The organism is Nocardia salmonicida, from assembly GCF_036142455.1.
GTDB classification, from domain to species: domain Bacteria; phylum Actinomycetota; class Actinomycetes; order Mycobacteriales; family Mycobacteriaceae; genus Nocardia; species Nocardia salmonicida.
Genome location: NZ_CP108014.1, coordinates 4,548,253 through 4,573,803, shown reverse-complemented (window position 1 = coordinate 4,573,803; position 25,551 = coordinate 4,548,253). Strand labels below are relative to the sequence as shown.

The following is a 25,551-nucleotide window of genomic DNA, read 5'->3' as shown; positions in this document are numbered from 1 at the left end:
GTGAGGCACGGCGACGACGCGCACAGTGGAAGCACCCGAAACAGTTCGACGGACGACGCATTTCGCGCCGTGTGAACGAGGCTCGTGTGCCGTCCGGCTCCAGGTCAGGAGGGACATGCTGTGCCGCTTGCCTTTTCGTCTGTCACGCACGAGGCCTCATCGACCCTGAGACTCGACGCCGCGCCGGTCGACTACGCGCTGGTCGCCCTGTATTTCGTCTTCGTCCTCGGCATCGGCCTGATCGCCAGGCGCCGGGTGTCATCGAGTGTCGACTTCTTCCTGTCCGGGCGTTCGCTTCCCGCGTGGGTCACGGGTCTGGCGTTCATCTCCGCCAACCTCGGCGCGGTGGAGATCATGGGAATGTCGGCCAACGGCGCCCAATACGGTTTCCCCACGTTCAACTACTTCTGGATCGGCGCCGTACCCGCGATGCTGTTCCTCGGCGTGGTGATGATGCCGTTCTACTACGGCTCCAAAGTGCGTTCGGTGCCCGAATTCATGCGCAGGCGTTTCGGAACCGGCGCCCACCTGGTGAACGCGTTGAGTTTCGCGGTGGCTCAGGTGCTGATCGCGGGGGTGAACCTCTACCTGCTCGGCACCATCGTGAACGTGCTGCTCGGCTGGCCGCTGTGGATCTCGGTGGTCGCGGCCGCGGTGATCGTGCTGTCCTACGTCACCCTCGGCGGGCTCTCGGCCGCGATCTACAACGAGGTGCTGCAGTTCTTCGTGATCGTCGCCGCGCTGCTGCCGCTCACCCTGGTCGGTCTGCACCGCGTCGGAGGCTGGGAGGGCTTGCAGGACAAGGTATCCGCCTCGCCGGGTGGTGCCGACCAGTTGCAGACCTGGCCGGGCAACGCGATGAGCGGGTTCACCGACAACTTCGCCTCGATCATGGGCATCGTGTTCGGTCTCGGCTTCGTGCTGTCCTTCGGCTATTGGACCACCAATTTCGTAGAAGTGCAGCGCGCGTTGGCGACTCACTCGATCTCAGCCGCGCAGCGCACACCCATCATCGGCGCCTATCCGAAGATGTTCATCCCGCTGATCGTGGTGATTCCCGGCATGATCAGCGCGGTCCTGGTGCCGCAGATGATCGAGTACAAACAGCAGGTCACCGCGAACCCCGATTTCGAGGGCGATGTCACCTACAACCAGGCGCTGTTGTTCTTGATGAAAGAAGTGCTGCCCAACGGACTTCTCGGAGTCGGGCTCGCGGGTCTGCTCGCGGCGTTCATGGCGGGTATGGCGGCCAATGTCTCGGCGTTCAATACCGTGTTCAGCTTCGATCTGTGGCAGCAGTACATCCGCAAGGGTCGTCCCGACGGGTACTACCTGAAGGTGGGCAGGCTGGCCACGGTCGGTGCGACGGTGGCGGCGATCTTCACCGCGTTCATCGCGGGCGGGTTCAGCAACATGATGGACTACCTGCAGACCCTGTTCAGCTTCTTCAACGCGCCGCTGTTCGCGACGTTCATCCTCGGCATGATGTGGAAGCGGATGACGCCGACCGCGGGGTGGGTCGGCCTGGTCAGCGGCACCCTCGCCGCCGTGTTCGTGTTCCTGCTCAACGAGACCGGGGTGACCAACCTGTCCGGGCAGGGCGCCAGCTTCGTCGCCGCGGGCGCCGCGTTCGTGGTCGACATCGTCGTCAGCGTCGCGGTCACCGTGGTGACCCAGCCGAAACCGGCCGCCGAACTGGTGGGCCTGGTGTATTCCGAGACGCCGAAGGCGATTCTCACCGATGCCGATGCCGACTCGCTGCCCTGGTATCAGCGGCCGGTCCTGCTCGCCGGGATCGCGCTCGTCCTGGTGATCGCGCTCAACATCATCGTCGGATAAGGAGCCAGCACAATGCTTTTCGATATCCGCACCATCATCGGTGCGCTACTCGGCAGCTACGGCGCGGTCCTGGTGATCACCTCGCTGGTGCAGGACAGCGCGGCCCAGGAAGCCAAGACCGGCGGGATCGATGTGAACCTGTGGGCGGGCCTCGGCATGCTCGGGGTCGCTGTCGTGTTCATCGGCTGGGCGCTGCTGCGCCCGGTGCAGGTCCCCGAGGTGACGGCGATGACCATGGAGGAATTCACCCCGGATCCATGACGCGTGTGCGTCGGATCTCACGCTGGGGTCGCGCCGGGGACGGCGTTCTCGACGACGAAACTCGCGCGCGTGCTGATCGGCGCGCCCGGTCGGCTGACATACGGGACAACGCGGAAGTCGTTGCGCCACTGCCGATGATCGAGGTCGACGCGGACATAGCCGCGCTGGCGGTTGTAGAACTTCAGGTCCGGATTGCCGGCGAGCAGCGCGCGCCCCCCGTCGGTGAGGTCGGCGCCGTCGCTGCCGGTGCTGATCGAGGTTCCGGTGAACTCGGTTGCTACGACCGGTGATTCGGGATCGGCGTAGTCACGGCGTAGGTCGGCGACGTAGTTCTCGTGGCGGTCGCCGGTGATCACGACCAGATTGTCGACCGCGTGGTCAGCCGCCGCGGCCAGGACGGTATTGCGGTCGGCGACATAACCGTCCCACGCATCCGTGCCGAGGAGCAGGTCGGGGCCGGGGTCGTAGTCGGACTGGGCCATGGCGACCTGGTTGCCGAGTACCTGCCAGCGCGCGGTCGAGGTGGCGAAGCCGTCGACGAGCCAATCACGTTGGGCCGCACCGAGAAGGGTGCGGTCGGTGTCGAACCGCTCGGCGCAGCCGATCACCGCGGAGCCGTCGCCGCAGGCCTGGGGGGTTCGGTACTGCCGGGTGTCGATCATGGTGAACTCGGCCAGATCGCCGAACCGGTAGCGGCGGTGCAGGTGCATCGACGGGCCGGAGGGGAGCTGGGCCAGGCGCATCGGCTGGTGCTCGTACATGGCGTGGAAGGCGGCGGCTTTGCGGCGTCGGAACAGCGCCGGGACGCGGTACACGTCGAGTCCGAGGCCGGGACTGTCACCGGCCCAGTTGTTGTCGAGTTCGTGATCGTCGAGGGTGACCAGCCAGGGGAACGCCGCGTGCGCGGCCTGCAGCGGCGCTTCGCCTTTGGCTTGGGCGTAGCGCAATCGGTAGCCGGCCAGATCCACTGCCTCGCCGGCGAGTTGCGGCGGCATGTGCGCACCGCGCCGGGCCAGTACCCAGGAGGATTCGTAGATGTAGTCGCCGAGATGGACGACGAGGTCGAGATCTTCGGCGCTGAGGTGTTCATAGGCGGTGTAGTAGCCCGAACTCCACGACTGGCACGACGCGAAAGCGAACCGGAGCCGCTCGGTCCGGCTGTTCGGTGGCGGGGAGGTGCGGGTGCGGCCGATCGGGGAGATCGCCGAGCCGGCCCGGAATCGGTAGTAGTACCAGCGATCCGGCGCCAGCCCGGCAACCTCGGGATGCACGCTGTGGCCCAGTGCGCGGGTGGCCACCGCCGAACCCCGGACCACGATATTGGTGAACTGTTCGTCCTCGGCGACCTCGTAGTCGACGGTCACCGGGTCGACCGTCATCCCGCCGTACCCATCGGGTGCGAGCGGATCGGGGGCCAGGCGTGTCCACAACACCACCCCGTCCGGAGTCGGTTCGCCGGAAGCTACCCCGAGGGAGAACGGTTCGCCGAGCCACCGTGGCGCGGCGAACCTCGCGCTGCTCACCGCCGACACCCCCACCAGCGCCGCGACCGATCCGGCCACGCCGGTGCGCAGGAGTTGTCGACGGGACAGCGGCATCATCGGATCCTAGGTGCCCCGTCCGAACGGTGCGGTGTCAGAGCCGGAAGATCCGCGAACCCACCGCCCAGCCCGCGCTGGACCAGTTCGGTCCGAAGCACGCCACCGTGCCTGCCTGACCGACGGGCAGGTCCTGACGGATCGTGTACGGCCCGACGGCGAAGGGCGCGATGTTGTATCCGATGCAATCGACCTCGAGCCGGTAGGTGCCCTCGCCGCCGTAACACCCACCGTTGAACGCCCACGGGCCGTTCATCGACCCCTGGCAGCCGGAATCAGCGGCGGCTGTACCCGCGGCGACGCCGGACAAGGCGATCGCGACGGCGGGAGCGGCCAGGCACATCGCCACTGCGCGAGCTGAGGTTCTCATAGACGAGCTCCGATCATCGAGTGTCATGGGTTACATGGGATGTTTCCTCGATAGTTAGCCATGCGTTACACCTTGTCCGCGCGAGCGGCGAGCCCCAAGGCGATATCGATGAGCCCGAAGACGAGCAGACTCACCCCGATGAGCGGGATGAACCACGCGACGGCGACCGCGACGCCGGCCAGCGGAACGGTGATCCACAGCGACGTGCGGCGCAGCACTCCACGTCGTGGCGGGACGGGCAGGGCGGCCCTTCGGGTGGGTCGGCGCTGCCACCACATGCGGTAGCCGAGCACGATCACGGTGACGAGGCCACCCATGATCGCGAGCAGCAGCAGTTGGTTGGCCACGCCGAGCAGCAGACCCATGTGAAAGGCGATGCCCCAGTTGGTGAGTTTGGCCATCAGCGGCCAGTCGGCGAACGCCAGTCGATCGGTGACCGTGCCGGTCGACCCGTCGACGGCGAGCGAATCGACCGTATAGGTGCCGGGCAGGCGCAGTTCCTTGACGCCGAACGCCTTCGCGGGCGTCGCCGGGACGGCGATTTCGGCGCCCTGGGTGATGCCGTTGGCGCGTGCCGCCTCGTAGACGCGGTCGAGTTGTGCGATCTGAGTCGCGGGGTCGACCGGTGCGGGTGCGGTGTGGCCAGCGCTGTGATGTTCGCTCGGCGCGGGCACGGCACCGGACTCGGCGCCCGGCAGGGCGACGCTCACCGCGGGCGTGGTCCAGCTGAGTTCTTCGCGCAGCTTCGTGACGTTCTCGCCCGCATAGGTCGACCAGGTCATGCCGGTGGCGGAGAGCAGCAGTGCCACGGGCAGGATCCAGACCCCGATCGCGCCGTGCCAGTTCATCTTTCGACGCTTCGGCTGGGAAAGGTCCGGCTTGAGCAACCACTGCGCGGATCCGCGCTCGCGCCGCTTACGGACCCGATGCACCCACAGCACCAGCCCGAACAGCGCGATCACCCACAGCCACGACGCGGCCAGTTCGCTGTAGAGCCTGCCGGGTTCGCCCAGGTGCAGGCTGCGATGGAACTCGCTGAGCCAGGTGCGCAGCGGCAGCGCGCCACCGCTTCCGTAGACCACGGACTCGCCGACCGGCTGTGCGGTGTGCGGGTCGACGAACACCGACAGCCGCTCGGAATCGCCGAGCGTCGGATCGTTGAACAGGACGCGAGTGGTCTCGCCCGCGTTCGGGGCGGGAGCGACGGCGACCAGCGTGAGGTCAGGGCGGGCCGCGACAGCCGCGCCGACCTGGGCGGACAGCGCCTGATCGGGACCGGTCGTCTCGACCGTCAACAGGTCACGCGAGACGAACCCTTCGATCGTCGGCGCGATCGCGTACAGCGCGCCGGTGAGCGCGGCGATCAGGATGAACGGGGCGACGAAGATCCCCGCGTAGAAGTGCAGGCGCATGGCCAGCGGATAGAGGTGGCGGCCCCGGCGTGCGCCGGAGCGCGGACTGTCACCGGAGATCGGTGGTGCCGAGGGGGAATTCTCCTCGACCGGACGAGTGTCCGTGATGCTCATGCTGATTCATTTCTGGAGTACTGGAATCCGGTGCGCGCGGATCGGGGCGAACGCGGCCGACCGACGCCGCACGTCGACCGCTTCGCTCATCTCCAGAGATCTGGCTCAGCGGGTGACGTCGGCACATCGGGTCGACAACGAGGCGCGTGTTCGATACGCGGACAGCGCACGACGAGTGCGTGCACCGGGTGAGGGAAAGGTCAGAAAGGAATCGCGAGCGGGGGAGCGCGGGTGCGCAGCGAGGTCGTGGCGAAGATTCGCAGGACGACGCGATCGCGGTGGGCCAGGCGCAACGGCGCCGGGTCGGGGATGCGGGGAGTGCGGTAGCGCAGCGGCAGAATGCGCGCGAGGGCGGCACTGCCGATCCGGTACGCGGCCTCGGCGCCGACGATGACGACGGCGGCGAGCAGCGCCGCGACGGTGTGGGCGGTGAGCATGCCGAGGCCGAGGGAATCGTCGGCCGAGTGCGAGTGCCCGGACCAGCTCATCGTGGTGTGGCCGATCAGCTGACCGCCCAACAACACCGCCGCCAGACCGAGCGCACCGTCGCGCAGCGGCCCGACCCCGGCGACGAGCGCGCCGACCACCGCCGAGGCCGCCGCCAGCAACACGATCGCCGTGCTACCCGGCAGCGCCCCACCGGCGGCAACCCCGTGCGCCGCCAGCGACAGCGCACCCGACATCGAGCCCGCGCAGGCACCGCGCAGCCGCGCGCCGAAAGCACGCGACGGCGCGGACGCCCGCTCGAACCCGATGATCACGCGCTGATAGTAGTCGACCGGGATACCCGGCCCAGGTCAGACGGTCGAAACGAGTTCAGTCGGCGTCGACTGCCATGTCGGTGAGCGGCTTGCGCAGCAGCTTGCCGGTCGCGTTGCGGGGCAGTTCGTCGACGAAGATCACCTCGCGCGGCACCTTGTAGCGGGCCAGGTTCTCGCGGACGTAGTCCTTGATCTCCTTGGCGTCACGCTTGGAATCCGGGCCGGGCACCACGATCGCGCGCAGGCGTTTGCCGTAGTCGTGGTCGTCGACGCCGACCACTGCCGCCTCGAAGACGTCGGCGCGACCCGCGATGAGGTTCTCCACCTCGAGGGGGAAGACGTTCTCGCCGCCGGAAACGATCATGTCGTCGTCGCGGCCGTCGATGTAGAGCAGGCCGTCGGCGTCGAAATGACCCACGTCGCCGCTGGACATCATCCCGTCGACCATCTCCTTGGTCCGCCCGTCGGTGTAGCCGGTGAAGGCGAAACCGTTGTCGACGAAGATCGTGCCGGTGACATTCGGCGCGGTGATCGGCTTGCGGTTCTCGTCGAGCAACACGATCCGGATGCCGACCGGCGCCTTGCCCGCGGTGGTCGGCGCCTTGCGCAGATCCTCCGGGGTGGCCACGGTCATCACGGCGCATTCGGTGGAGCCGTAGAGGTTGTAGAGCGAATCACCGAAGTAGTCGAGTGTGCGGGTCACCACGTCGGGCGCGATCGCCGAGCCCGCGGCGAAGATGACCTTCATCGTCGACGGGTCGTACTTCGCCAGGACCTGCTCGTCCAGATCGAGGATGCGCTGCAGCATCGTGGGCACCACGACCAGCGAATCCGCCTTGTACTTCACCACATTGGCCAGGGTCTGCTCCGGATCGAACCGGCGCTGCTGGAAGATGACCCGGTTACCCAGGGCGAGCCCGAGGGTGAACTGCGACAGGCCGGTGCCGTGGAAGATCGGGGCCGCCATGATCATGGTGCCGTTGTTGGGCAGCGGCACCCGATCCACGAACTGCGCCGAGGCGAACGGGCTCACCTTGTCGCGCGGTGCGCCCTTGGGGGTGCCGGTGGTGCCGCTGGTCAGGATCACCATGCCGCCGGGCTTGCTCGGCGCGGTGATCGCGGCCGTCGAACGGTCCGCCGACAGCGAGGCCACGGTCGGGATCGACGGGTCGGCGCCGTGCGCTTCGTCGACCCAGGTGAGTACGCGCGGGATCTCGGTGGGGATGGCGCTCATCAGGTCGAGGAACTCGCTGTCGTGCAGCACCGCCTTGACCTTCTCGCGGGCGGCCACGTCGGCGAACTGCGGCTTGGCGAACCCGGTGTTCATCAGCACCGCGCGCACGCCGAGCTTGCCCGCCGCGAGCAGGCTCAACACCATGCCGCGATGGTCGCGGGCCAGCACGGCGATCACGTCGCCCTCGCTGATCCCGCTCGCGCGCAGGCCGCGGGCGAAAGCGTTGGACTGTGCGTCGAGTTCGCCGAAGGTGATCTCACCCAGTTCGTCGACGATCGCGCCCGCCTGCGGCCTGCTCTGCGCGGCATGCATGACGACGCCGGCGAACGGGCCGAACTTCGAGACATTGCGGAACGAACGGGCGGCGTGGTCGAGGCGCAGCGGGTTGAACAGCTTGCGATCCACCATGACCTTGACGCCGAGCGCGAAGTCACCGGCACGTCGGGCGGAGGAACCTAGCGCGGGCAGAGACAGAGACATCGAACAGCCTTCCGGCAGACCGAGCCCACGCAGAACCGCAGGCCGGACCGCGTCTTCGAGATCCAGTGCTGTCGCTAACACTAGCAAGCGATCCGGCCGTGCTGTCTACTCCGTGGTAGCGCGGGCCTATCCCTGTGAGACCTCATAGTCGATGAGCGTGCGGCGCACGATCTTGCCGGTGGCGTTGCGGGGCAGTTCGTCGAGGAAGACCACCTCGCGCGGCACCTTGAACCTGGCCAGGTTCGCCTTGACGTGCGCCTGGAGTTCGGCTGCCTCGACGGTGTGACCTTCTTCGAGAACGACGAAGGCGCGCAAGCGTTTTCCGAATTCCGGGTCGTCGACGCCGACCACCGCCACATCGAAGATCTCGGGCCGCTCGACCAGCAGGTTCTCGACTTCCTGCGGGTACACGTTCTCGCCACCGGAGACGATCATGTCGTCGTCGCGGCCGTCGACCATGAGCAGCCCGGAGTCGGTGAAATGGCCCATGTCGCCGCTGGACATGAAACCGTCGATGATCTGCTTGTGCCTGCCGTCGGTGTAGCCCTCGAACGGCGCGCCACTGCGCACGAAGATCCGGGCGCGGGTGCCGGGTGTGCGGACCGGCTGGTCCTGATCGTCGTAGAGGCGGACCTCGCAGGTGATCGGCGACCGGCCGACCGTGCCCGGCGCTTCCGCCAGCTCGGCCGGGTTCGCGATGGTCGCGATAGCCACCTCGGTCGACCCGTAGAGGTTGTAGAGCACCGGTCCGAAGACCTCGGTGGCGCGGATACACAGCTCGGGGGTGAGCGCGGAACCGGCGAACAGGATCACCTTCAGCGACGACAGATCGTATTTCGCGTGGACCTCCGGCGGCAGCTCGGTCATCCGGTGCAGCATCGTCGGCACGCAGACGAGCATCTCGACCTTGTGCTCGGCGATCGCGGCGAGGGTGGCCTCGGCGTCGAATCGACGGCGCATGACGATCTTGTTCGACAGGATCGTGTTGACCAGCCAGGTGCCCAGGCCCGTGCTGTGGAAGATCGGCGACACGATCATCGCCGTGCCCCGCCGGGGGAAGGGTATGCGGTCGACGAACTGGGCGGTGGCCATCGGCGTGACCTTGGTGCGCGGTGCGCCCTTCGGCAGGCCGGTCGTGCCGCTGGTGAGGATGATGAAGCCGCCCGGCTTGCTCGGCGCGGGCAGATCATCGGTGGAATTTCCTGCGATGAGGTCGTCGAATGTCGTCGCACCAGAAGGAAGCTCGGTGCCTTCGTCGACCCAGGTGAGATAGCGCGGTAGATCGTCGGGTAAGGCGTCGAGCAGGCCGAGGAACTCGCTGTCGTGCAGCACCGCACGCACGTTCTCGCGTTCGCATACCTCGGCGAACTGCGGCTTGGCGAAGCCGGTGTTCATCAGCGCGATCCGCGCACCCAGCTTGCCCGCCGCGATCATCGACATGATCAGGCCGCGGTGGTCGCGGGCCAGCACGGCGATGACCGTGCCCTCGCTGATGCCCTTTTCGCGCAGGCCGCGGGCGATGGCGGTGGACTGCTGGTCGAGTTCGCGGTAGGTGAGCTCACCGCGCTCGTCCACGAGGGCCACCTGATCGGGGGCGATCCGGGCCGAATGGCGCACGAGGGTGGCCTGCGGGCCGTAGATCTTGGATTCCTTCATCGTCCGCAGTGTCTCGAGCGGCGTCTTGGGGTCGGAGACCCCCCGCGCGCGCAGCACGCCGAGCGCCTTCACGCTTTCGAGCAGATGTGACACGTTCACTCGACTACCTCCGCTGATGTGATCACTCGACGCTCACCGTAGCAGTCGATGTGCCTTGCGTCACAGTAGTCTAACCGGGCAATTGGGACATCTCCACAAGATCAGCGCTGGGCCGCCGCCAGCACCGCGAGGAGCGGGACGAGCCTGCCCTCCGGCACCTCGAAACGGCCCAAGCCCGCGGTCTGCAACCAGCCGACGGCGGCCAGCTGGCGCAGGTGCTGGTAGATCTCGGGCGAAGTGCCCAATTCCGCGATGGCGGCGAGATCGGCGGCGGTTCTGCGTCCGTAGACGATTTCCTGAAGCAGCCGCAATCGAACCGGATCGGCAAGTGCGGCAAGGCAATTGGCCGCCTCGATGGTCCAGACGTCACCGACGATGGCGTCGGTGGGGTACTGCGCTTGCCAATCGAATCGCTCGCCGGTTGGCAGTTGCAGAGCACCCGCCAGCAGCACACCGCCGGTGCGTTTGCCCGCATCGGCGAATTCCTGCCGCAGGCGTGCCACCGCCCACGGCAGCTGCGCGTCCTCGGGCCGCACGCTCTCCAGCGCGGCAACACGGCGTTCCAGTTCTTCGAGTCGGTCGACCAGATCCTCCACGTCGGTCAACCTACGCCACACCGAAGCTGTTGCGCTGCATCATCGAAACGACAACGCACCCCGGGACCGAGTGGGCCCGGGGTGCGAGTGGACCAGAGTCAACGCGTGACAGCGCCGAACGAGGGCTGCTGGATCGTGCCGAGCTGGTAGGCGAACCCGTCCGGGTGCGCCTCGTCGACGGGCACGGGCCAGCGGTGCCACAGGTTGCCGTAGACCGCGGCCACGATGAGCCCGCCGCCGGTGTTCAGCGGTGCGGTGCGGATGGTGGTGTCTACTGGCACGTCCTGGTGTTCGGTCAGGACCGCGGTGCCGCTCTGCCCGTTGGACAGATTCAGCCACATGACCTCGAGCTTGGCGGCACCCTGATTGGGCGAGATGGTGCCCGGCCCGCCGAAGAAGCCGAAGCGGAAGCCGTCGATATCGAGGGCGATGCCCGAGCCGTACACCCCGGGTCCGCTGCCGTTCTGGCCGACATCGGAGGTCGCGGGAATCTGGAACGGCTGCGCGGGCAGTGCGACGTCGACCTTGCCCTTTGCGGTGAGCTGGTCGAGGGCGGCGAGTGCGCCCGGATTGTTCGCCACCGAGGTGCGCAGCTGCGAGACGGCCGAGGCCACATCGACAGTCTGTGGCTTCGGTTCCGCGACCGCGGGGCCCGCGAAGACGACGGCGACGGCGGCCGACGTGACGGCTACCGCGGTGGTGAAGCGACGCATGAAACTCAGATGATGCATAACCAGCTCTCCTCGAGTGTTCTGGTGCAGCTTTCCCTGGTAATTCGTCCGCTGTGCACCGTACCGACAGCGGGTGTGGGCTCCGTCACTACCCCGGGAAAGCTGAATTCAGGACCTCTGGAATGGGCTATGGCATGTTCGCGATCTCTACTTTGTAACCGCGATACAGCTCGGGTTTCGCGGTGAGGATCGGCATGTCCAGATTCTGCGCGGTGAACACCACGGGCGCGATCAGCGGCCAGTCGAGGTGGTCGTCGACGATCGGCACCGTGGTGCCGATGCGAATGGCGGTGGGCGCGTCGAGCTCGGCCCAGCGCACGGCGACGCGATTGTCGAGCAGGCGCCCGAGTTCGTCGATGTTGTCGACGGCGCGCATCGCGGCCATCAGGCTCACGGTGGGCACCACCAGGATTCGGCGCTGCTGGGTGAACTGGCGCATGATCACCTGCCCGAACAGCGGCGACAAGGCCAGCGAGGTGAGCGCGGTGTGATCGGCGACGCTCACTGCTGACTGTCCAGCGCGCCCATCAGCTTGCTCAGTTTGGCTTGTGCCTCGGCGATGTCCTCCGCGGAATGCTGGGTGATCCTGGCGTCGAGCTTGCCCAGGATCTGTTCGCGGAGATCATCGTTGAAGTACGCGGGGGGCAACGCCCCGTGCCGCAACACCCCAGCAGGTACCACCGCGACCAATTCTTTCCCCTCCCGCGTCACGATCACCGGCCGTCCGCTCGCGGACACCCCGTCGAAAACACTGCCCAGCTGACCACGTAACTCGGTCAGGGGCACGCTATCGTAATCGGCCATAGTCAACTGTACATGGCGGTGTACAGCCGATCGATGATTTCGCCGCAAGGGGCCGTCGTACTCACTCGATCACTCAGGCGACTTTGCGAGCCGGTTCGCTGCGGTAGCGGGTCACCGGGCCGTCGATGCCGAGCAGGCGCCAGGTGAGCTTGGCGACCGGGTTCATCAGGCCGCTGTTGGTCGCGAGGGCGCGCACGTCACCGAAGATATTGCGCATCGTGGTCTGCGATTCCTTGCTGCTCCAGTACGCCTCCCGCATGACCTCCGCCGGAATGTCGAACTTCTCGACGAATTCCTTCGGCGGCGTCATGATCATGTCGAGCATCACTCGCATGGCGATCGGGAAAGCCACGGAGAGCACCGATTTCGTGATCGGGTTCATGCCGGGCACGTTCCGGCGCAGGTATTCGTGGGCGAACGAGATGTGCCGGGCTTCCTCGGCCACGTGGATCTGCATCACCCGCTGGACCATCGGATGCAGGTCGACGCCCGCGCGCAGCAGCGACTTCTGCAGGTGGTCGATCGGCTCCTCGCCGCCGAGGATCATCGTGAAGAACAGCTCGGGGAAGTACTTCACCGCGGGCCAGATGGCCATCGTCAGCTTGCGATCGATGGTGCCCATGCCGACCACGTCGCGATAGCCGATGCGGTTGATCATTTCCTGGAACATCATCGTGTGGTTGCACTCTTCGGCAGCCTCGTGCGTGATGTACCGGAATTCGGGGTCACCGTTGGGGACCGACACCAGGTACTGCATCAGCCCACGGATCAGCAACTGCTCGAAATCCAGGCCGACCTTGGCGATACCGGCCTGGCGCCACATGCCGATGGCGATCTGCTTCTCGATCGGCTGGGCCTTGTACCAGGGGTGACGGCCGAGCGGGTCCTCGTCGGGCATGATCCAGCGCGGGTCGTCGCTGTGCACGGCGAACTCGGGCGATTCCCAGTCGATGTCGACGTAGGGGTCGAAGTGCCGGTTGACCGAACCTTCGGACAGGTTGCGCAGGATCTCGTGGTACTCGGGATCGGTGGTGGTGTTCTTGATTGTCGACAGCATCAGCGGTGTCTCCTTCGGTGTGGCGCACCCCTACGTTATATGAGACTCGGAGTCCCACACAACCCCGCCGCCGGTCGGGTTCGTCCTTGCGACACGATCTACCTGCGCCGACGTAGGATGAAACGTCGCAGGACACGGTTGACCGGTCAGCCAGCGCACCTGGCTGTGAATGGGCGCGACCCTGTCGGTCGCGCACCGAGAGAGCGAGGAATCCGATGGCTCCTTCCACTCCCGCCGAGGCCGTCTGGCCGACTCTGCTCGTCGATTCCTGGTCCGATACCCGCGACACCCTGCACATGTGGTCGCAGATCATCGGCAAGCTGAAAATGGCGGGGACACCGCTGGTCAATCACTGGTGGAATGTCACGTTCGCGGTGAGCGCGCGCGGAATGGCGACCGGTGCGATTCCCGTCGACGGTCGCCTGCTCGATATCGAATTCGACTTCGTCGACCACGAACTCGTGCTGCGCAGCAGCGACGGCCGCCGCGCCGCGATCGCCCTGCGCCCGCGCACGGTCGCCGACTTCTACGCCGAGCTCGGCCACGTGCTCGGTCGGCTCGACGTCGTGGTCGACATCGAGGCGTCGCCGAACGAGGTGGATCCGGCCATCCCGTTCGCCGAGGACACCGACCACCAGTCCTACGACGCGGACGCCGTCCACCTGTTCTGGCAACAGCTCGTCCAGATCGAGCGGGTATTCCAGCTCTGGCGTGCCGGTTTCGCCGGGAAATCCAGTCCGGTGCAATTCTTCTGGGGTTCCTTCGACCTGGCCTGCACCCGCTTCTCAGGGCGTCTCGCGCCCACGCACCCCGGCGGCGCCCCGAACTGCGCCGATTGGGTGATGGAAGAGGCGTACTCCCGCGAATGCGCCAGCGCAGGCTTTTGGCCCGGCGGCACCGAGGGCACCTTCTACGCCTATTCCTACCCCGCTCCCGACGGCTACGCCGCCCGTCCCGCAGGCCCTGACGGCGCCAGCTGGGACACCACCCTCGGCGAATTCGTCCTCCCCTACGAATCGGTCCGAACTTCCGCCGACCCCGACGCCACCCTCCTGAACTTCCTCGAGACCACCTACGCCGCCGCCGCGGATCTGGCCGACTGGGACCGGCCCCACCTAGAAGTCGACCCGCACCGCCTCGACCGCCGACTCCACCTCGCCGACACGACCGAGTTCTGAGCACAGGGTCGGCGCGAAATCAGAACTCCCGCAACAGTTCGGTCAGCAACGTGGGGTCGACCCGATAGGGCGTATTGAAGCCGAGCCGCCCGACGATTCCGTCGTAGCGCTCGTGCAGTTGCGCCGCCGCGCGGGCGGGGTCGGTGGCCGTGATCGCGACGGCGTCGAGGAAATCGTCGTCGATGAGCTCGGCCATCCGATCCCATTCCCCGCTCTTGGACATCTCTGTGAGCCGGGGTCCGAGTTCGGCCCGATCGTGGAGTTCGAGAATCGGCCAGTAGGCCGGTGTCGATCCGTAGAAGGCGAGCTGCTTTCGGATGGCCTGCCTCGCCGCAGTGAGTTCGCTCGCGGACCGGCCCGCCGCGACCATCGCCGAATGGTGGATCACGATGTCGTCTGCGGGTTTCCGCGCGCGCTCCGCGCCCCGCTCCAGGGCGGGCAGGGTCACCTCACGCAGAAATCTCGGCGTGCAGAACGGGTGCGACATGAATCCGTCGGCGACCTCTCCCGCGACGGCGGTCATCCCCGGTCCCACGCCCGCGAGATAGATCGGCGGCGGGCCGAACCCGGCGACCTCGGCCGCCGCGGGGCGGAACAGCGGCGGCATCAGGGTGTGCTGATAGAACTCTCCCTGGTAATCGAGTCGCCCGCCCTGCTCCCAGCTCGCCCAGATCGCGCGCACCGCCATCACCATGTCGCGCATCCGGTCGGCCGGTCGGCTCCACGGCATCGAGTAGCGCCGGGTGATGTGCGCGCGGATCTGGCTGCCGAGGCCGAGAACGAACCGGCCGCGGGAGTAGGCCTGCAGATCCCAGGCGATGGTGGCCAGCAACAGTGGATTGCGGGCGAACGCCACCGCGATCGAGGTGCCCAGCTCGACCCGCTCCGTGTGCTCGGCGGCGAGCAGTAGCGGCAGGAACGGGTCGTGGGCCCCTTCGAACGTCCAGATGCCCGCGTAGCCCGCGGCCTCCGCGGCGGCGGCGTCCTTGCCCATCGTGGCGAGCCCGCCGGTCAGCGTTGTGTCGATCTTCAAAACGCACGAATCCCATCACCGTCGTCTGCCGTCGCGCGGAGTCGGTGACAGCGCGCGACGATTCGACCATCACCGTATCGCTGCACAGAGCCGATCCGGGCTGATCCGGCAAACGCCGAGGATGGGATTCGAACGGGTCCGCGGGTCAGACCGGGACGCCGCCGTAGGTCCTGCGGTGCTTGGCCTCGAGAAAGGACAGCCCACCGAAGGCGATGAGGCCGAGCGCGATCAGCATGAGCAGCCAAGGGCCGAAGGGATTTCCGGCGAAATCGTGCAGTACCGCGTCGATACCCTTGGCGGCCGCGGCGTCGTAGTTGACCGCTGCGACCATGGCGGCGAAACCGATGCTGATCACGATCGCGCCCCGAGCGAGATAGCCGATCCGGCCCAGCCAGATCGCGGCCTCCCGCATACCGTGCGTCATCCAGCCCATCCGAAGGTCCTCGGCGAAGTCGAGGCGCAGACCGCGCACCGTCTGCCAGATACCGAAGGCCAGGATGGCGATGCCGATCAGCAGCACGACCACCTGGCCGCCGTCCCAGCTCAGGATGCGCCCGGTCAGATCGCGGGCGACCGCGTCGCTCGGCGTCGGCGTGCGCCCGTGCATCACGAACCGCAGGGTGCCCCAGAAGGCCAGGGCATAGACGATCCCGGAGATCACGGCATAGGCGCGGTGTCCGCCCGAATAGGTCCGCCCCGCACCGGCCACCTGCACCGCGCGCCACACGGCCAGCGCGGCGAAGCCGAACACGAGAATCCACAGCAGCAGGTAACCCAGCGGCTTCGCGGCGATCGCGGCCAGCGCCCCACCGGCATCCGGCTCGTGCTCGGCCGTTCCGATCGCCAGCATGAAAGCGAGAATGCCGATCACGACGTAGGCGACGCCACGCGCTACGAAACCGAAACGGGCGACTGCTTCCACTCCGCCGGAACTGGCGGACCTGCGCGGCGCCCGTTCATAGGACCGGCGGCCCCAGCCCCGGTTCCGGCCCGACCGCCATCCGCGCCGGTCGGTTCGGACCCGATCACGTCGCCGATATCTGTTCGCACTGCGAAATACGCTCATGATGTTCCCTATCTCTTCCCCTGCGGTAATGCCCGCACCGTGAGGTTCAAACACCATGAAGAGAAGTTGCATGCGACGAGATCTGCTGCCGGGCAAGCGAATGCGTCGAAAACAGAAAATTCGGTGCGGGTCAGCTGTCGACTCGCACCGGATTTGTTGTTGTCTACCAGGTCACTTCAGCTCGGAGCTGGTTTTTCCGAGCACGCGGCGAGCCACGATCAGCTGCTGGATCTGCTGGGTGCCTTCGAAGATGTCGAGATCTTGCGGGGTGAATCCGGCGCTCTGGCGAAACACCCTGAAAAGTGGCTCTGAGCTGTTCCTTATGTGCTTGCTAGTTCTCGCCAATACTGGGCCGTTTCTGACCTCCGACGGCCTACCCACGGCCTGGACGAGGTCGACGACGCCGAGGAGCAGTAGCTGGCGGATTGGTGCACTGCCGTCCGCGTGGGGTAGGCGACGCCACGCGGACGGCAGCGTCAGGCAATCGAACGTCAGCTCATGCCGATGTCAGCGCCTTGACGGCACAGCGCAACCTTCATGACACAGGGGCGTCTTCGTGCGCATGCGCAAAGGTGAACGGCGACCTCGAAGCGGGCGTGTGAGCGCAGCGGCGGACTATGGCAACCGCTCAGATCGGTGTCGAGTCGCGCAGATCCTCGACCCGGACAGGTTCATGGTTCACGAAAACCACTGCCACGCCGTAGGGTTCGCAGATCGGCAACCCGCCCTCGGCGAAGCGCAGGAGCCATTCGATTCCGTCGTAAAAGTTGAGCTGGGGGCGGTCGACCGGGAATGTCGTGGGATCGAACCGCTCGAATCGACGCACGCCCGCGGGTGTCGAACCGAAGGACGCGGGGTCGGCGATCAGCTCGGTGTGAAGGAATCGCAGGCCGACTAGCAGGTAGTGGTCCATGTCGCCCAGCACCGTCGCGATGAGCGCCGAATCGGCGGACCGCCCCTCTGGGAGAAGTACATTCACCTCGACCGGATCGTCGAACAGGCTGCTGCTGATCGCGGCCGGTGGAGACCAGATGCTCTCGCCTTCGGGCCCTGGTCGAGCTGTGAACGGTCCGATGCCTGCGATGAACACGACGCCATCATAGGGACCGCGCGAGGTGGACTGGCCTACTGCACCGAATGTCCGCTCATGCCGCGACCCGCGCGATCCCGAGGGCTGCGGCACCACCCGACGAGATGTACTCAACTGCCGAATATCGAGTGGTGGATGCTGATCAGCTTTGGGATCATCGGGGTCGGCGTTCGACATCGGTGCCGGTGAGAGGAGCCCGCAGATGACCACTTTGCGGCGGTTCTGGATCGAATTCGACGCGCAGGAGGGGTCCGACAGTTGGTTCTGGCAGCGCGTCGGTGTGTCCGGTTTCGATGTGCGGGATTGCTTGTCGATGGTGGCGGATCTGGACCGCGACCGACCGTTGCCGCCCGTGCGCCGAATTACCGTGGACATTTCACTGGCCGAGCCACTTCCGGTGAGTCGCCGCTATCTCGGCGTCTCGGTGTGGCGCGGTGTGTGGTATCCACCCGCGAACCTCGAGACCGGACCGACCCGCAGCATCGACCGAAGAGGTGCGCCCCGCGACTATCCGACACCTGTCACACCATCGCCCCCGAAGCGCGCTAGTGAGACCCTGGGTTCTGATGCCACGTGGTGGGACGAAATCCCGCATATCGAGGACCTGCTGTGGCCGCTGGTGAACATGCACCGGGCAGAGCACGGCCGCGAAATGCGTTCGAGCGCCCCGGCGTTGCGCGAGGTATGCGCCAAGGATTCGACCTATGGGGACCTGGTGCGCGAAGCGCTCGACTTTGTGATCGCGTGGCACCCGACACCGGACGAGTGGTTCGACCCGACCGAAACCAGGTTCGCCGATCAGCGGGACTTGGACGAGTACCTGCGAGCCTTCCGCGACTACTTGTTCGGAACTCGCCCGGAGCCGATCTATCCTCCCGGCAGCGAACCGCTTTCACCCGAAGACGCGTGGCTGGACGCCATCGGCCGTTTGGTCATCACTCGCCCCGGGCCGATCGACGCTCCCGGTATCGAACGGCTCTCACCCGACGCGGAACCACGACTTCCCACGTACGAGTGAAACCATCTGGGGTTCAGGAGGTCCCGCGATTGCCGCTGGGCACGCAACTGCGCGGTGCGGAATGTGCTGCGGCCCGAGACATCCGGCAATGCCGCTGAGCGCTCGGCGGCGCGGCCCAGGCCGACGCTGCGGCGGAGGCGCTGTCATGCCGGTGACGGGTGGTCCAGAATGCCACCAGTGCCAGTGCCGCCATACTGATCAAGTGGCGGACGACGAAGCATCGAAGACCAATTGGATCGTCACGTTCCCCGACTCCGCACCATCAGGGTCCACATAGCGAGCGCGGTAGCGCATCCCCCGGCCGAACAGGTCGGTTTTCTCCATGTGGCCGCGGAACCGACGCTGCATCGTCTCCTGACGAACGTAGTCAGGGTCAGCACACGCTTCGTAGTACGAATTCTCTGCTTCGTCCCGCCCACCGTCGGCATCGACGATTCGCTCGAGCGAGTCCTTGGATGGCGGATAGGCAGTGTTGTTCGACATCGTCGTCGGCGTGCTGGACACCGCGGTCGATGACCGACTGATCCGGACCAGCCCCTGCCATGCCAAGACGATTCGTCGGCCGGTACGCAGGAGTCCGAAAGTCGTTGTCTGGCAAAATGATCGCGTTTCACAGGTGTGCTCGGGACGGGCGAAGATCGACGAGCGCTATTCCATCGTGATCCCGATCGGGGTCGGGCTGGGTCTTCGACAGGGCGAGCTGTTGGGTCTGTCGCCGGCCGATATCGACCGGGAAGCCATGACGGTGCATGTCCAGCGTCAGGTGAAGTACGTCAAAGGTGCGCGCTCATGTTCGCGCTTCCGAAGCGAGAGAAGACCCGTTACGTGCCACTGTCCACGGCTCTGCTCGAGGCGATCGACGACCACCTGAAGACCTTTCCCGCCCAGCCGGTCACGTTGCCATGGGGCACTGCCGATGGCGAGATGGTGACGGTGCCATTGCTGACCACCAACGACAAGGGGGAGGCGATGAGCGGCGATCTGTTCAGCAAGATCGTGTGGAAGCCTGCGTTCGGCAAAGCGGACCTCGAGTACGTGAACCGTGCGGACGGGATGCACTCGGGCTTGCGTCACCTCTACGCCTCGAAACTGCTCTCGCGCGGTGTCTCGGTCAAGGAGCTCGCCGACTACCTCGGCCACGAAGACCGCGGCTTCACGCTTCGGGTGTACACGCACCTGCTCTCGTCCAGCCACGAGCGCGCCCGCCAGGCCGTCGACGAGTCGGCCCACATCTGGGAGCTACCCACCGAGAACGGCCTGGAAGCGGCCTGAGAGACCATGAGCCCGAATCGGAAGGCTTCCGGAAAACAGAAATCCGGTGCGAGTCAGCAAGTCGACTCGCACCGGATTCCGTTGTCTACCAGGTCACTTCAGCTCGGAGCTGGTCTTTCCGAGCACGCGGCGAGCCACGATCAGTTGCTGGATCTGCTGGGTGCCTTCGAAGATGTCGAGGATCTTCGAGTCGCGGGCCCACTTCTCGAGCAGGGTGCGCTGGGAGTAGCCGATGGAGCCGGCCAGTTCCACTGCCTTGAGGGTGACATCGGTGCCGGTGCGCCCCGCCTTGGCCTTGGACATCGAGGCCTCGAGCGAGTTCGGCTTCTTGTTGTCGGCCATCCAGGCGGCGCGCAGGGAGAGCAGGTAGGCCGCTTCGTAGTCGGCTTCCATGCGCAGGAATTCGGCGGCCGCGGCGGACTGGTTCATCGCGGGAGTGTCGTAGGAGATCTCGACACCCGCCTCGGTGAGGACGCTACGGAGTTCCTCGAGCGCTGCGCGGGTGACGCCGACGGCCATCGCCGCCACGAGGGGACGGGTGTTGTCGAAGGTCTGCATGACCCCGGCGAAACCCTTCTCCACGTTGACTTCCGGCGACCCGAGAATGTTGTCGGCGGGGATGCGGCAGTCCTGCAGCAGCAGCACCGCGGTGTCGGAGGCCTTGATGCCGAGCTTGTGCTCGAGCCGCGCCACCGACAGACCCGGAGCGTCACGCGGGACGACGAAGGACTTGATCGCGGCGCGACCGAGGCTCTTGTCGACCGAGGCCCACACCACGATGTGGGTGGCGCGCTGACCGCAGGTCACGAAGATCTTCTCGCCGTTGAGCACCCACTCGTCGCCGTCGAGCACAGCGGTGGTGGTGACGGCGGCGGAGTCGGAACCGAAGGACGGCTCAGTGATCGCCATCGCGGCCCACACCTTGCCGAAACGCGAGAGCTGCTCGTCGGTCGCCACCGCAGCGATCGCGGCATTGCCCAGTCCCTGGTAGGGGATGGTGAGCATCAGGCCGACATCGCCCCACGAGGTCTCGAGCGAGTTGAGCAGCGCGGACATGTTGCCGCCGTTGGCATTCGCGGTCAGATCCGCGTCGGCCTCGTCGTTACGGCCGCCCGCGGCGCCACCGATCTTCTGGGTGCCGGAGTCGGCGAGCCCTTCGATCATGGCGGCCATCGTGTCGAGCTCGACCGGGTACTCGTGCTCGGCGAGGTCGTACTTGCGGGAAATGGGACGGAAGATCTGCGAGGCGACCTGGTGGGCCTGGTTGGCGCTCGCCTTCAGCTTCTTGGGGAGTTCGAGATTGATCATTGGGGGGCTCCTGGAAGGTGAGAAACGGGCCTAGACCAGCACGATGCCTTCGGCGACACCGACGGAACGAAGGTCGCGGTACCACCGCTCGACCGGGTGTTCCTTGGTGAAGCCGTGACCGCCGAGCAGCTGCACGCCGTCCAGGCCGATCTGCATGCCCTTGTCGGTGGCCAGCTTGCGCGCCAGCGCCGCCTCACGGGCGAACGACAGGCCCTGTTCCGCGCGCGAGGCGCCACGCAGGGTCACCAGACGCAGTCCGTCGAGCTCGATCGCCATGTTGGCGACCATGAAGGCCACCGCCTGACGGTGCGAGATCGGCTCGCCGAACGCTTCGCGCTCGTTCACATACGGGATCACGTAGTCGAGCACGGCCTGACCGGTGCCGATGGCCAGCGAGGCCCAACCCAGCCGGGCGAGCTGCACCGCGTCGCCGTATTCGGCGGCGCGGGTCTTGGCGTCACTGTCGCCGAGCACGGCATCGGCGCCGACGGCCACGTTGTCCAGGATCAGTCGACCCAGGCCCGCGGCGCGCAGGCCCATGCTCGGATCGGCTTCCACGGACAGCCCGGCGGTGTCGGACTCGACGATGAACAGCGCGGGGCGCCCGTCGAGTTCGGCCGCCACGATGAACAGCTCGGCATCGGCGGCGGCCGGGACCAGGCTCTTCACGCCGGTGAGCTTGTAGCCGCTGGGGGAGCGAACGGCCTTGGTCTGGAGGGCGAAGGGGTCGAACAGCGCGCGCGGCTCGTTGATCACCACGGACGCCTGCGGCACCGCGTCGCCGGTGAAGGCGGGCAGGTAGGTCTGCTGCTGCGCGTCGGTGCCCCACTGCGAGAGCGCGACGGTGACGCCGCTGGGCGCCAGAATCGGCAGCGCCAGACCCATGTCGCCGTGCGCGAGAGCCTCGGCCACCAGGGAGTTGGTGACGGCGCCGCGCTCGGAAGCCGCGCCTTCCAACTCCTCGGGGACGTTGATCAGGGTGATGCCGAGTTCGGCGGCGCGCTCGAGCAGGTCGCGCGGGGCCTTGGCGGCATTGTCGGCGTCGTAGGCCGCGGGGCGCAGGATCTCGCCCGCGAAGTCACGCACCGTCTCGACGATCATCTGCTGCTCGTCGGTCGGGGTGAGATCGAAGTAGCCCTTGGTCTTGGCCTCGTTGTCGACCAGACGCTTGGGCTCACCGCTGCCCGCCACCTTCGCGAAGGTCCGAGTGGCCGCGCCCAGGGTGCGGAACCCGGTCTTGGTGCCCTCGTAGGTGACTCGCTCGATCGGCTTGCGCAGGTTGTACTTCTCCGCGAGCTCCGACCCGGTAATGGTCGTCAAAGCGCGCATCGCGGCGCCCATCCAGTCCCGTTTGGGCTGGCTGAGGCCGACCGCGGACGTGTCGTTCGGACGTCGCTTCGTCGCGCTGTCTCGAGTGCTCATCATCACCTGATTTCCTCGGCTGTCGGGGTGCCTTCGACCCCACCATCTTACTCTTCGGTAAGACTATCTTACTCTGGAGTAAGAAGTGTGCCGACCCGAGGTGGAAATGCCGGTTTCTGTCACGCGGGTCGGCGTCTGGACTGGTCTTACCCTGATCAGCCGCCGTTGTCGCCGTTTCTGGCCAGACTCATGGCTGCGGTCGATCCCGATTCGTTATGTGTCATGAGATTGCCTGCCGTCGCCGCGGCCACCGTCGTCGTGTGTGTGCGGGAGCGTCCGGTCCTGGTCGTCGCGGAGATCTAGAGACCGTGCCGGTCGAGGAAACCGGTCAGGAGTTTCTCCCATTCGTCGGGGCGCTCGACCATGACGACATGGCCGGCGTCGATCTCCGCGTATTCGGCGCCGGGGATCGCGGCGGCCAGCGTCCGCGAGTTCGCCGGATCGACCAGCAGGTCGGCGGTGGTGGCCACGACAAGGGTGGGCACCGCGATGGCGGCGAGGTCGGCGGTGGTGTCGACCGACTCGACCAGCACCGCCTGCTGGCGGGTGCCGCCGGGAATCGAGGCGGCGGTCTGACGAACGATGTCGTCGACGGTGGCCGCGGGCAGATTGTTGACAAAGCCGGTGGAAAAGCCGGTGAGCACGGTGAGCCGGGCGAAGGATTCGTGGTCGCCGCGCTCGAGCAGGTCCTGCCAGGCCCGCACGGCCAGCCGGGCGCGATTGTCGGGAGCGGCCAGGCCCGCGGTGAGCAGCAGGCCGGTGACGCGGTCGGGGTGGCGCGCGGCGGCGCGCACGGCCACCGCGGTGCCGAGCGAGAAACCGACGATAGTGAAGGTCTCGACACCCGCGTCGACGGCTGCCGCCACCAGGGCATCGGCGAGGCCGTCGAGATCCAACGGGGTTTCGTCGCCCGGGTAGTCCGACGCGACCACGGTGTGCGCCGCGGCGAGCGTGGGAATCACGGTGCCGAAATTGCTCTCGATTCCGCCGCCCGCGCCGTGCGCGAGGACGATGCCGGGACCGGAGCCGTGGACGGTGGTGTGCAGGGGAATCGTGTTCATGGCAGCGACGTTAGGGATTGACATGGGTGTGAAGGTCAAGCCGAAGATGCCGGTGATCACATGCTGATCGGTGAATTGGCGCGACGCACCGGGGTTGCCACCCGGCTGCTGCGCTACTACGAGGAGCAAGGTCTGCTGCACCCTCGCCGCGACGGCAACGGGTACCGCAGCTACCCCGCGTCGGCGGTGGCCACGGTCGCCCGGATCAGGGAACTGCTGGCCGCGGGACTGAACACCGATGACATCGCCCTGCTCATGCCGTGCGCCGAGGAGGCGGGGCCGGTGCAAGCCTGTGAGATGTCGGTGCGAATCATGGCCGAGCGAACCGCCGAACTGGAACGGCGCATCGCCGACCTGGACCGCCAGAGATCCGAACTCGCCGCTCAACTCGGCGCGAGCCTCGCCCATGCGGGGGGACAGCCGCTGCCGGACCTGACGTAGCACCCGCGCATCGGCCGTCCCGCGCACAGGCTCTATTCGCGCACGTAGTAGCGCAGAGTGAGGTAGGCGGTGACGGCGGCGAACACGATGCCGACGGGGGCGATCGTCAAGGCCACCACCGCGATGTCGTCGCCGGTGATGCGCGGGAAGACATTGCTGTCGAACAGCGGCCCCAGCGCCCGGTCGATCACCAGCGGCCGGGCGATGACCAGGCCGAGAACCGCGAGTACCGAGCCGACGAAGGCGGCCGCGACCGCTTCGAGGAGGAACGGTAGCTGGGTATACCAGCGGGTCGCGCCGACCAGTCGCATGATGCCGACCTCCGTGCGTCGCGTGAACGCGGCGATCTGCACCATGTTCAACACCAGCAGCATCGCGGCCAGCGCCATCACCAGCGCCAAACCGAACGCGGCATTGCGTAATCCGTCGAACAGGCTGGTCAGCCGGTCGACGAACTCCTTGTCATTGGCCACGATTCGCACACCCGGCCGGGTCGCGAAGCTGTCGTAGATGTGCTGGTACTGATCGGCGTCGGTCATCTTCACCCGCAACGAGGCGGGCAGCGGTGAGTCGGAGATGTACTGCACCATCTCGGGCTGGTCCGCGAACAGCTTCTTCGCCTCTTCCAAGGCGTCGGCGCGGTTGAGGAACTGCACGCTCTCCACGCCCGAGGTCTGCTTGAGGTCGGCGAGCAGCGACTTGCACGGGTCGGCGGCGCAGTCGGGATCGGTGTCGGAGACCGCGTCGTCGAGGTAGAAGCGCACCTCGAGGCGGCCGATGAAGAAGTTCTCGGTCTTGTCGGCCATCCGCACCGACAGCATGCCGCCGCCGAGCATCATCAGCGACACCGCCGTGGTCAGGATCATCGCGATGGTCATCGTGAGATTGCGGCGCAGGCCGTCGACGATTTCGGTGAACAGGAAACTCAGTCGCATTATCGACCCACCCCGTAGACGCCGGTCGCTTCGTCACGCACGAGTCTGCCGTGGTCCAGTTCGACCACCCGCCTTCGCATGGCGTCGACGATGTGGTTGTCGTGGGTGGCCATCAGCACCGTGGTGCCGACGCGATTGATCCGTTCCAGCAGGGCCATGATGTCGGCGCTGGTGTCGGGGTCGAGGTTGCCGGTCGGCTCGTCGGCGAGCAGGACCAGCGGCCGGTTGACGAACGCGCGAGCGATCGCGACCCGCTGCTGCTCACCGCCGGACAGCTCCGAGGGCAAGCGCTGCCCCTTACCGCCGAGCCCGACCATGTCGAGCACCTCGGGCACCGTCCGTTCGATGAACTGACGTCGCTTGCCGATCACCTCCAGCGCGAACGCGACGTTCTGTTCCACGGTCTTCTGCTGCAGCAGCCGGAAATCCTGGAACACGCAGCCGATCCGCTGCCGCAACTTGGGCACCTTGCGCCCCGGCAACTTGTCGACCCGGAAGTCGGCGACCCGGATCTCGCCCGATGTCGGCGCCTCTTCCTTGAGCAGCAGTCGCATGAAAGTCGACTTGCCCGAACCGGACGGGCCGATGAGGAAGACGAACTCGCCTTTTTCCACATCGACGGAAACATTGTCCAGCGCCGGTCGCGTCGAGGTCGGGTACGACTTGCTGACGTTGCGCATGGTGATCACGGGGAGCCAGTGTAACCAGCGATGGG

The 25,551-nt window shown here is 66.6% G+C and carries 27 protein-coding genes; 6 read left to right on the top strand and 21 right to left on the bottom strand.

Annotation, left to right across the window (positions count from 1 at the left end):
- Nucleotides 1-120: 120 nt before the first annotated feature.
- Nucleotides 121-1,839 (top strand): sodium:solute symporter family protein, encoded by a 1,719-nt coding sequence (locus tag OHS03_RS21510; RefSeq protein ID WP_328656553.1) that lies wholly within the window; start codon nucleotides 121-123, stop codon nucleotides 1,837-1,839.
- Between the two features lie 12 nt (nucleotides 1,840-1,851).
- A complete protein-coding gene (locus OHS03_RS21505) occupies nucleotides 1,852-2,100 on the top strand; it encodes a hypothetical protein (RefSeq protein ID WP_328656551.1) in 249 nt (82 codons plus the stop codon).
- Between the two features lie 17 nt (nucleotides 2,101-2,117).
- Here OHS03_RS21505 and OHS03_RS21500 read toward each other — a convergent pair whose 3' ends face one another.
- From OHS03_RS21500 to OHS03_RS21450, 11 genes are all read right to left on the bottom strand, one after another.
- Nucleotides 2,118-3,698, bottom strand: coding sequence for an alkaline phosphatase D family protein (locus tag OHS03_RS21500; protein WP_328656549.1), 1,581 nt, complete (start codon nucleotides 3,696-3,698; stop codon nucleotides 2,118-2,120).
- 37 nt (nucleotides 3,699-3,735) lie between these two features.
- Nucleotides 3,736-4,068: a hypothetical protein gene (locus OHS03_RS21495; RefSeq protein ID WP_131817111.1), complete on the bottom strand. Its 333-nt coding sequence runs from the start codon at nucleotides 4,066-4,068 to the stop codon at nucleotides 3,736-3,738.
- A 65-nt stretch (nucleotides 4,069-4,133) separates the two neighbouring features.
- Nucleotides 4,134-5,594 (bottom strand): PepSY-associated TM helix domain-containing protein, encoded by a 1,461-nt coding sequence (locus OHS03_RS21490; protein WP_328656547.1) that lies wholly within the window; start codon nucleotides 5,592-5,594, stop codon nucleotides 4,134-4,136.
- A gap of 200 nt (nucleotides 5,595-5,794) precedes the next feature.
- Nucleotides 5,795-6,355, bottom strand: coding sequence for a hypothetical protein (locus tag OHS03_RS21485; protein WP_328656545.1), 561 nt, complete (start codon nucleotides 6,353-6,355; stop codon nucleotides 5,795-5,797).
- Nucleotides 6,356-6,410: 55 nt separating this feature from the next.
- The gene (locus tag OHS03_RS21480) at nucleotides 6,411-8,069 is read right to left on the bottom strand and encodes an acyl-CoA synthetase (protein WP_328656543.1); all 1,659 of its coding nucleotides are present in this window, start codon (nucleotides 8,067-8,069) and stop codon (nucleotides 6,411-6,413) included.
- Between the two features lie 126 nt (nucleotides 8,070-8,195).
- Nucleotides 8,196-9,824 carry an acyl-CoA synthetase gene (locus OHS03_RS21475; RefSeq protein ID WP_328656541.1) on the bottom strand — a complete coding sequence of 543 codons (1,629 nt, stop codon included), beginning with the start codon at nucleotides 9,822-9,824 and terminating at the stop codon, nucleotides 8,196-8,198.
- A 101-nt stretch (nucleotides 9,825-9,925) separates the two neighbouring features.
- Nucleotides 9,926-10,420 (bottom strand): ArsR/SmtB family transcription factor, encoded by a 495-nt coding sequence (locus OHS03_RS21470; protein WP_056815846.1) that lies wholly within the window; start codon nucleotides 10,418-10,420, stop codon nucleotides 9,926-9,928.
- Nucleotides 10,421-10,518: 98 nt separating this feature from the next.
- Entirely contained in the window at nucleotides 10,519-11,151 is a 633-nt protein-coding gene (locus OHS03_RS21465) for a hypothetical protein (RefSeq protein ID WP_328656539.1), read from the bottom strand.
- Nucleotides 11,152-11,278: 127 nt separating this feature from the next.
- Entirely contained in the window at nucleotides 11,279-11,656 is a 378-nt protein-coding gene (locus OHS03_RS21460; RefSeq protein ID WP_056812679.1) for a PIN domain-containing protein, read from the bottom strand.
- A complete protein-coding gene (locus OHS03_RS21455; protein ID WP_062983772.1) occupies nucleotides 11,653-11,955 on the bottom strand; it encodes a type II toxin-antitoxin system Phd/YefM family antitoxin in 303 nt (100 codons plus the stop codon). The genes OHS03_RS21460 and OHS03_RS21455 overlap by 4 nt, the downstream gene beginning before the upstream one ends.
- Nucleotides 11,956-12,028: 73 nt before the next feature.
- The gene (locus OHS03_RS21450; protein WP_328656537.1) at nucleotides 12,029-13,012 is read right to left on the bottom strand and encodes an AurF N-oxygenase family protein; all 984 of its coding nucleotides are present in this window, start codon (nucleotides 13,010-13,012) and stop codon (nucleotides 12,029-12,031) included.
- A gap of 215 nt (nucleotides 13,013-13,227) precedes the next feature.
- On the opposite strand from OHS03_RS21450, the gene OHS03_RS21445 reads away from it, so the two are divergent.
- Nucleotides 13,228-14,190: a DUF5996 family protein gene (locus OHS03_RS21445; RefSeq protein WP_328656535.1), complete on the top strand. Its 963-nt coding sequence runs from the start codon at nucleotides 13,228-13,230 to the stop codon at nucleotides 14,188-14,190.
- 19 nt (nucleotides 14,191-14,209) lie between these two features.
- On the opposite strand, the gene OHS03_RS21440 is transcribed toward OHS03_RS21445, so the two are convergent.
- The 4 genes from OHS03_RS21440 to OHS03_RS21425 all read right to left on the bottom strand — a co-directional run bounded on the left by OHS03_RS21440 (nucleotide 14,210) and on the right by OHS03_RS21425 (nucleotide 17,379).
- The gene (locus OHS03_RS21440) at nucleotides 14,210-15,223 is read right to left on the bottom strand and encodes a TIGR03617 family F420-dependent LLM class oxidoreductase (RefSeq protein WP_328656533.1); all 1,014 of its coding nucleotides are present in this window, start codon (nucleotides 15,221-15,223) and stop codon (nucleotides 14,210-14,212) included.
- A 145-nt stretch (nucleotides 15,224-15,368) separates the two neighbouring features.
- Nucleotides 15,369-16,145 (bottom strand): DUF1206 domain-containing protein, encoded by a 777-nt coding sequence (locus OHS03_RS21435; protein WP_062983780.1) that lies wholly within the window; start codon nucleotides 16,143-16,145, stop codon nucleotides 15,369-15,371.
- 315 nt (nucleotides 16,146-16,460) lie between these two features.
- Nucleotides 16,461-16,583: a hypothetical protein gene (locus OHS03_RS21430; protein ID WP_328664534.1), complete on the bottom strand. Its 123-nt coding sequence runs from the start codon at nucleotides 16,581-16,583 to the stop codon at nucleotides 16,461-16,463.
- Nucleotides 16,584-16,917: 334 nt separating this feature from the next.
- Nucleotides 16,918-17,379, bottom strand: a complete 462-nt coding sequence (locus OHS03_RS21425) for a hypothetical protein (RefSeq protein WP_328656531.1) — start codon at nucleotides 17,377-17,379, stop codon at nucleotides 16,918-16,920.
- Nucleotides 17,380-17,581: 202 nt separating this feature from the next.
- On the opposite strand from OHS03_RS21425, the gene OHS03_RS21420 reads away from it, so the two are divergent.
- The gene (locus OHS03_RS21420) at nucleotides 17,582-18,397 is read left to right on the top strand and encodes a hypothetical protein (RefSeq protein ID WP_328656530.1); all 816 of its coding nucleotides are present in this window, start codon (nucleotides 17,582-17,584) and stop codon (nucleotides 18,395-18,397) included.
- A gap of 198 nt (nucleotides 18,398-18,595) precedes the next feature.
- Here the strand turns inward: OHS03_RS21420 and OHS03_RS21415 are convergent, their stop codons facing one another.
- Entirely contained in the window at nucleotides 18,596-18,901 is a 306-nt protein-coding gene (locus OHS03_RS21415; protein WP_328656529.1) for a hypothetical protein, read from the bottom strand.
- A gap of 285 nt (nucleotides 18,902-19,186) precedes the next feature.
- Here OHS03_RS21415 and OHS03_RS21410 point away from each other — a divergent pair, with 285 nt between their 5' ends.
- Entirely contained in the window at nucleotides 19,187-19,669 is a 483-nt protein-coding gene (locus OHS03_RS21410; RefSeq protein ID WP_328656526.1) for a tyrosine-type recombinase/integrase, read from the top strand.
- Between the two features lie 93 nt (nucleotides 19,670-19,762).
- On the opposite strand, the gene OHS03_RS21405 is transcribed toward OHS03_RS21410, so the two are convergent.
- The 3 genes from OHS03_RS21405 to OHS03_RS21395 all read right to left on the bottom strand — a co-directional run bounded on the left by OHS03_RS21405 (nucleotide 19,763) and on the right by OHS03_RS21395 (nucleotide 23,460).
- Nucleotides 19,763-20,977 carry an acyl-CoA dehydrogenase family protein gene (locus OHS03_RS21405; RefSeq protein WP_301902675.1) on the bottom strand — a complete coding sequence of 405 codons (1,215 nt, stop codon included), beginning with the start codon at nucleotides 20,975-20,977 and terminating at the stop codon, nucleotides 19,763-19,765.
- A 30-nt stretch (nucleotides 20,978-21,007) separates the two neighbouring features.
- Nucleotides 21,008-22,402, bottom strand: coding sequence for an acyl-CoA dehydrogenase family protein (locus OHS03_RS21400; protein ID WP_063005553.1), 1,395 nt, complete (start codon nucleotides 22,400-22,402; stop codon nucleotides 21,008-21,010).
- Nucleotides 22,403-22,698: 296 nt separating this feature from the next.
- Nucleotides 22,699-23,460, bottom strand: coding sequence for an alpha/beta fold hydrolase (locus OHS03_RS21395; protein WP_328656523.1), 762 nt, complete (start codon nucleotides 23,458-23,460; stop codon nucleotides 22,699-22,701).
- 60 nt (nucleotides 23,461-23,520) lie between these two features.
- Here OHS03_RS21395 and OHS03_RS21390 point away from each other — a divergent pair, with 60 nt between their 5' ends.
- A complete protein-coding gene (locus OHS03_RS21390) occupies nucleotides 23,521-23,901 on the top strand; it encodes a MerR family transcriptional regulator (protein WP_328656522.1) in 381 nt (126 codons plus the stop codon).
- A 32-nt stretch (nucleotides 23,902-23,933) separates the two neighbouring features.
- Here the strand turns inward: OHS03_RS21390 and ftsX are convergent, their stop codons facing one another.
- Together ftsX and ftsE are read right to left on the bottom strand one after the other, a co-directional pair.
- Nucleotides 23,934-24,836, bottom strand: a complete 903-nt coding sequence (ftsX, locus tag OHS03_RS21385) for a permease-like cell division protein FtsX (RefSeq protein ID WP_056812613.1) — start codon at nucleotides 24,834-24,836, stop codon at nucleotides 23,934-23,936.
- The gene (ftsE, locus tag OHS03_RS21380; RefSeq protein ID WP_056812609.1) at nucleotides 24,836-25,525 is read right to left on the bottom strand and encodes a cell division ATP-binding protein FtsE; all 690 of its coding nucleotides are present in this window, start codon (nucleotides 25,523-25,525) and stop codon (nucleotides 24,836-24,838) included. Before ftsE ends, ftsX begins: the two co-directional genes overlap by 1 nt.
- Nucleotides 25,526-25,551: the final 26 nt, after the last annotated feature.

Coding starts and splice junctions, on each gene's coding strand:
- OHS03_RS21505 (WP_328656551.1), top strand. CDS start 1,852: ATGCTTTTCGATATCCGCACCATCATCGGTGCGCTACTCGGCAGCTAC.
- OHS03_RS21500 (WP_328656549.1), bottom strand. CDS start 3,698: ATGCCGCTGTCCCGTCGACAACTCCTGCGCACCGGCGTGGCCGGATCG.
- OHS03_RS21495 (WP_131817111.1), bottom strand. CDS start 4,068: ATGAGAACCTCAGCTCGCGCAGTGGCGATGTGCCTGGCCGCTCCCGCC.
- OHS03_RS21490 (WP_328656547.1), bottom strand. CDS start 5,594: ATGAGCATCACGGACACTCGTCCGGTCGAGGAGAATTCCCCCTCGGCA.
- OHS03_RS21480 (WP_328656543.1), bottom strand. CDS start 8,069: ATGTCTCTGTCTCTGCCCGCGCTAGGTTCCTCCGCCCGACGTGCCGGT.
- OHS03_RS21465 (WP_328656539.1), bottom strand. CDS start 11,151: ATGCATCATCTGAGTTTCATGCGTCGCTTCACCACCGCGGTAGCCGTC.
- OHS03_RS21455 (WP_062983772.1), bottom strand. CDS start 11,955: ATGGCCGATTACGATAGCGTGCCCCTGACCGAGTTACGTGGTCAGCTG.
- OHS03_RS21450 (WP_328656537.1), bottom strand. CDS start 13,012: ATGCTGTCGACAATCAAGAACACCACCACCGATCCCGAGTACCACGAG.
- OHS03_RS21445 (WP_328656535.1), top strand. CDS start 13,228: ATGGCTCCTTCCACTCCCGCCGAGGCCGTCTGGCCGACTCTGCTCGTC.
- OHS03_RS21420 (WP_328656530.1), top strand. CDS start 17,582: ATGACCACTTTGCGGCGGTTCTGGATCGAATTCGACGCGCAGGAGGGG.
- OHS03_RS21410 (WP_328656526.1), top strand. CDS start 19,187: ATGTTCGCGCTTCCGAAGCGAGAGAAGACCCGTTACGTGCCACTGTCC.
- OHS03_RS21405 (WP_301902675.1), bottom strand. CDS start 20,977: ATGATCAATCTCGAACTCCCCAAGAAGCTGAAGGCGAGCGCCAACCAG.
- OHS03_RS21400 (WP_063005553.1), bottom strand. CDS start 22,402: ATGATGAGCACTCGAGACAGCGCGACGAAGCGACGTCCGAACGACACG.
- OHS03_RS21395 (WP_328656523.1), bottom strand. CDS start 23,460: ATGAACACGATTCCCCTGCACACCACCGTCCACGGCTCCGGTCCCGGC.
- OHS03_RS21390 (WP_328656522.1), top strand. CDS start 23,521: ATGCTGATCGGTGAATTGGCGCGACGCACCGGGGTTGCCACCCGGCTG.
- ftsX (WP_056812613.1), bottom strand. CDS start 24,836: ATGCGACTGAGTTTCCTGTTCACCGAAATCGTCGACGGCCTGCGCCGC.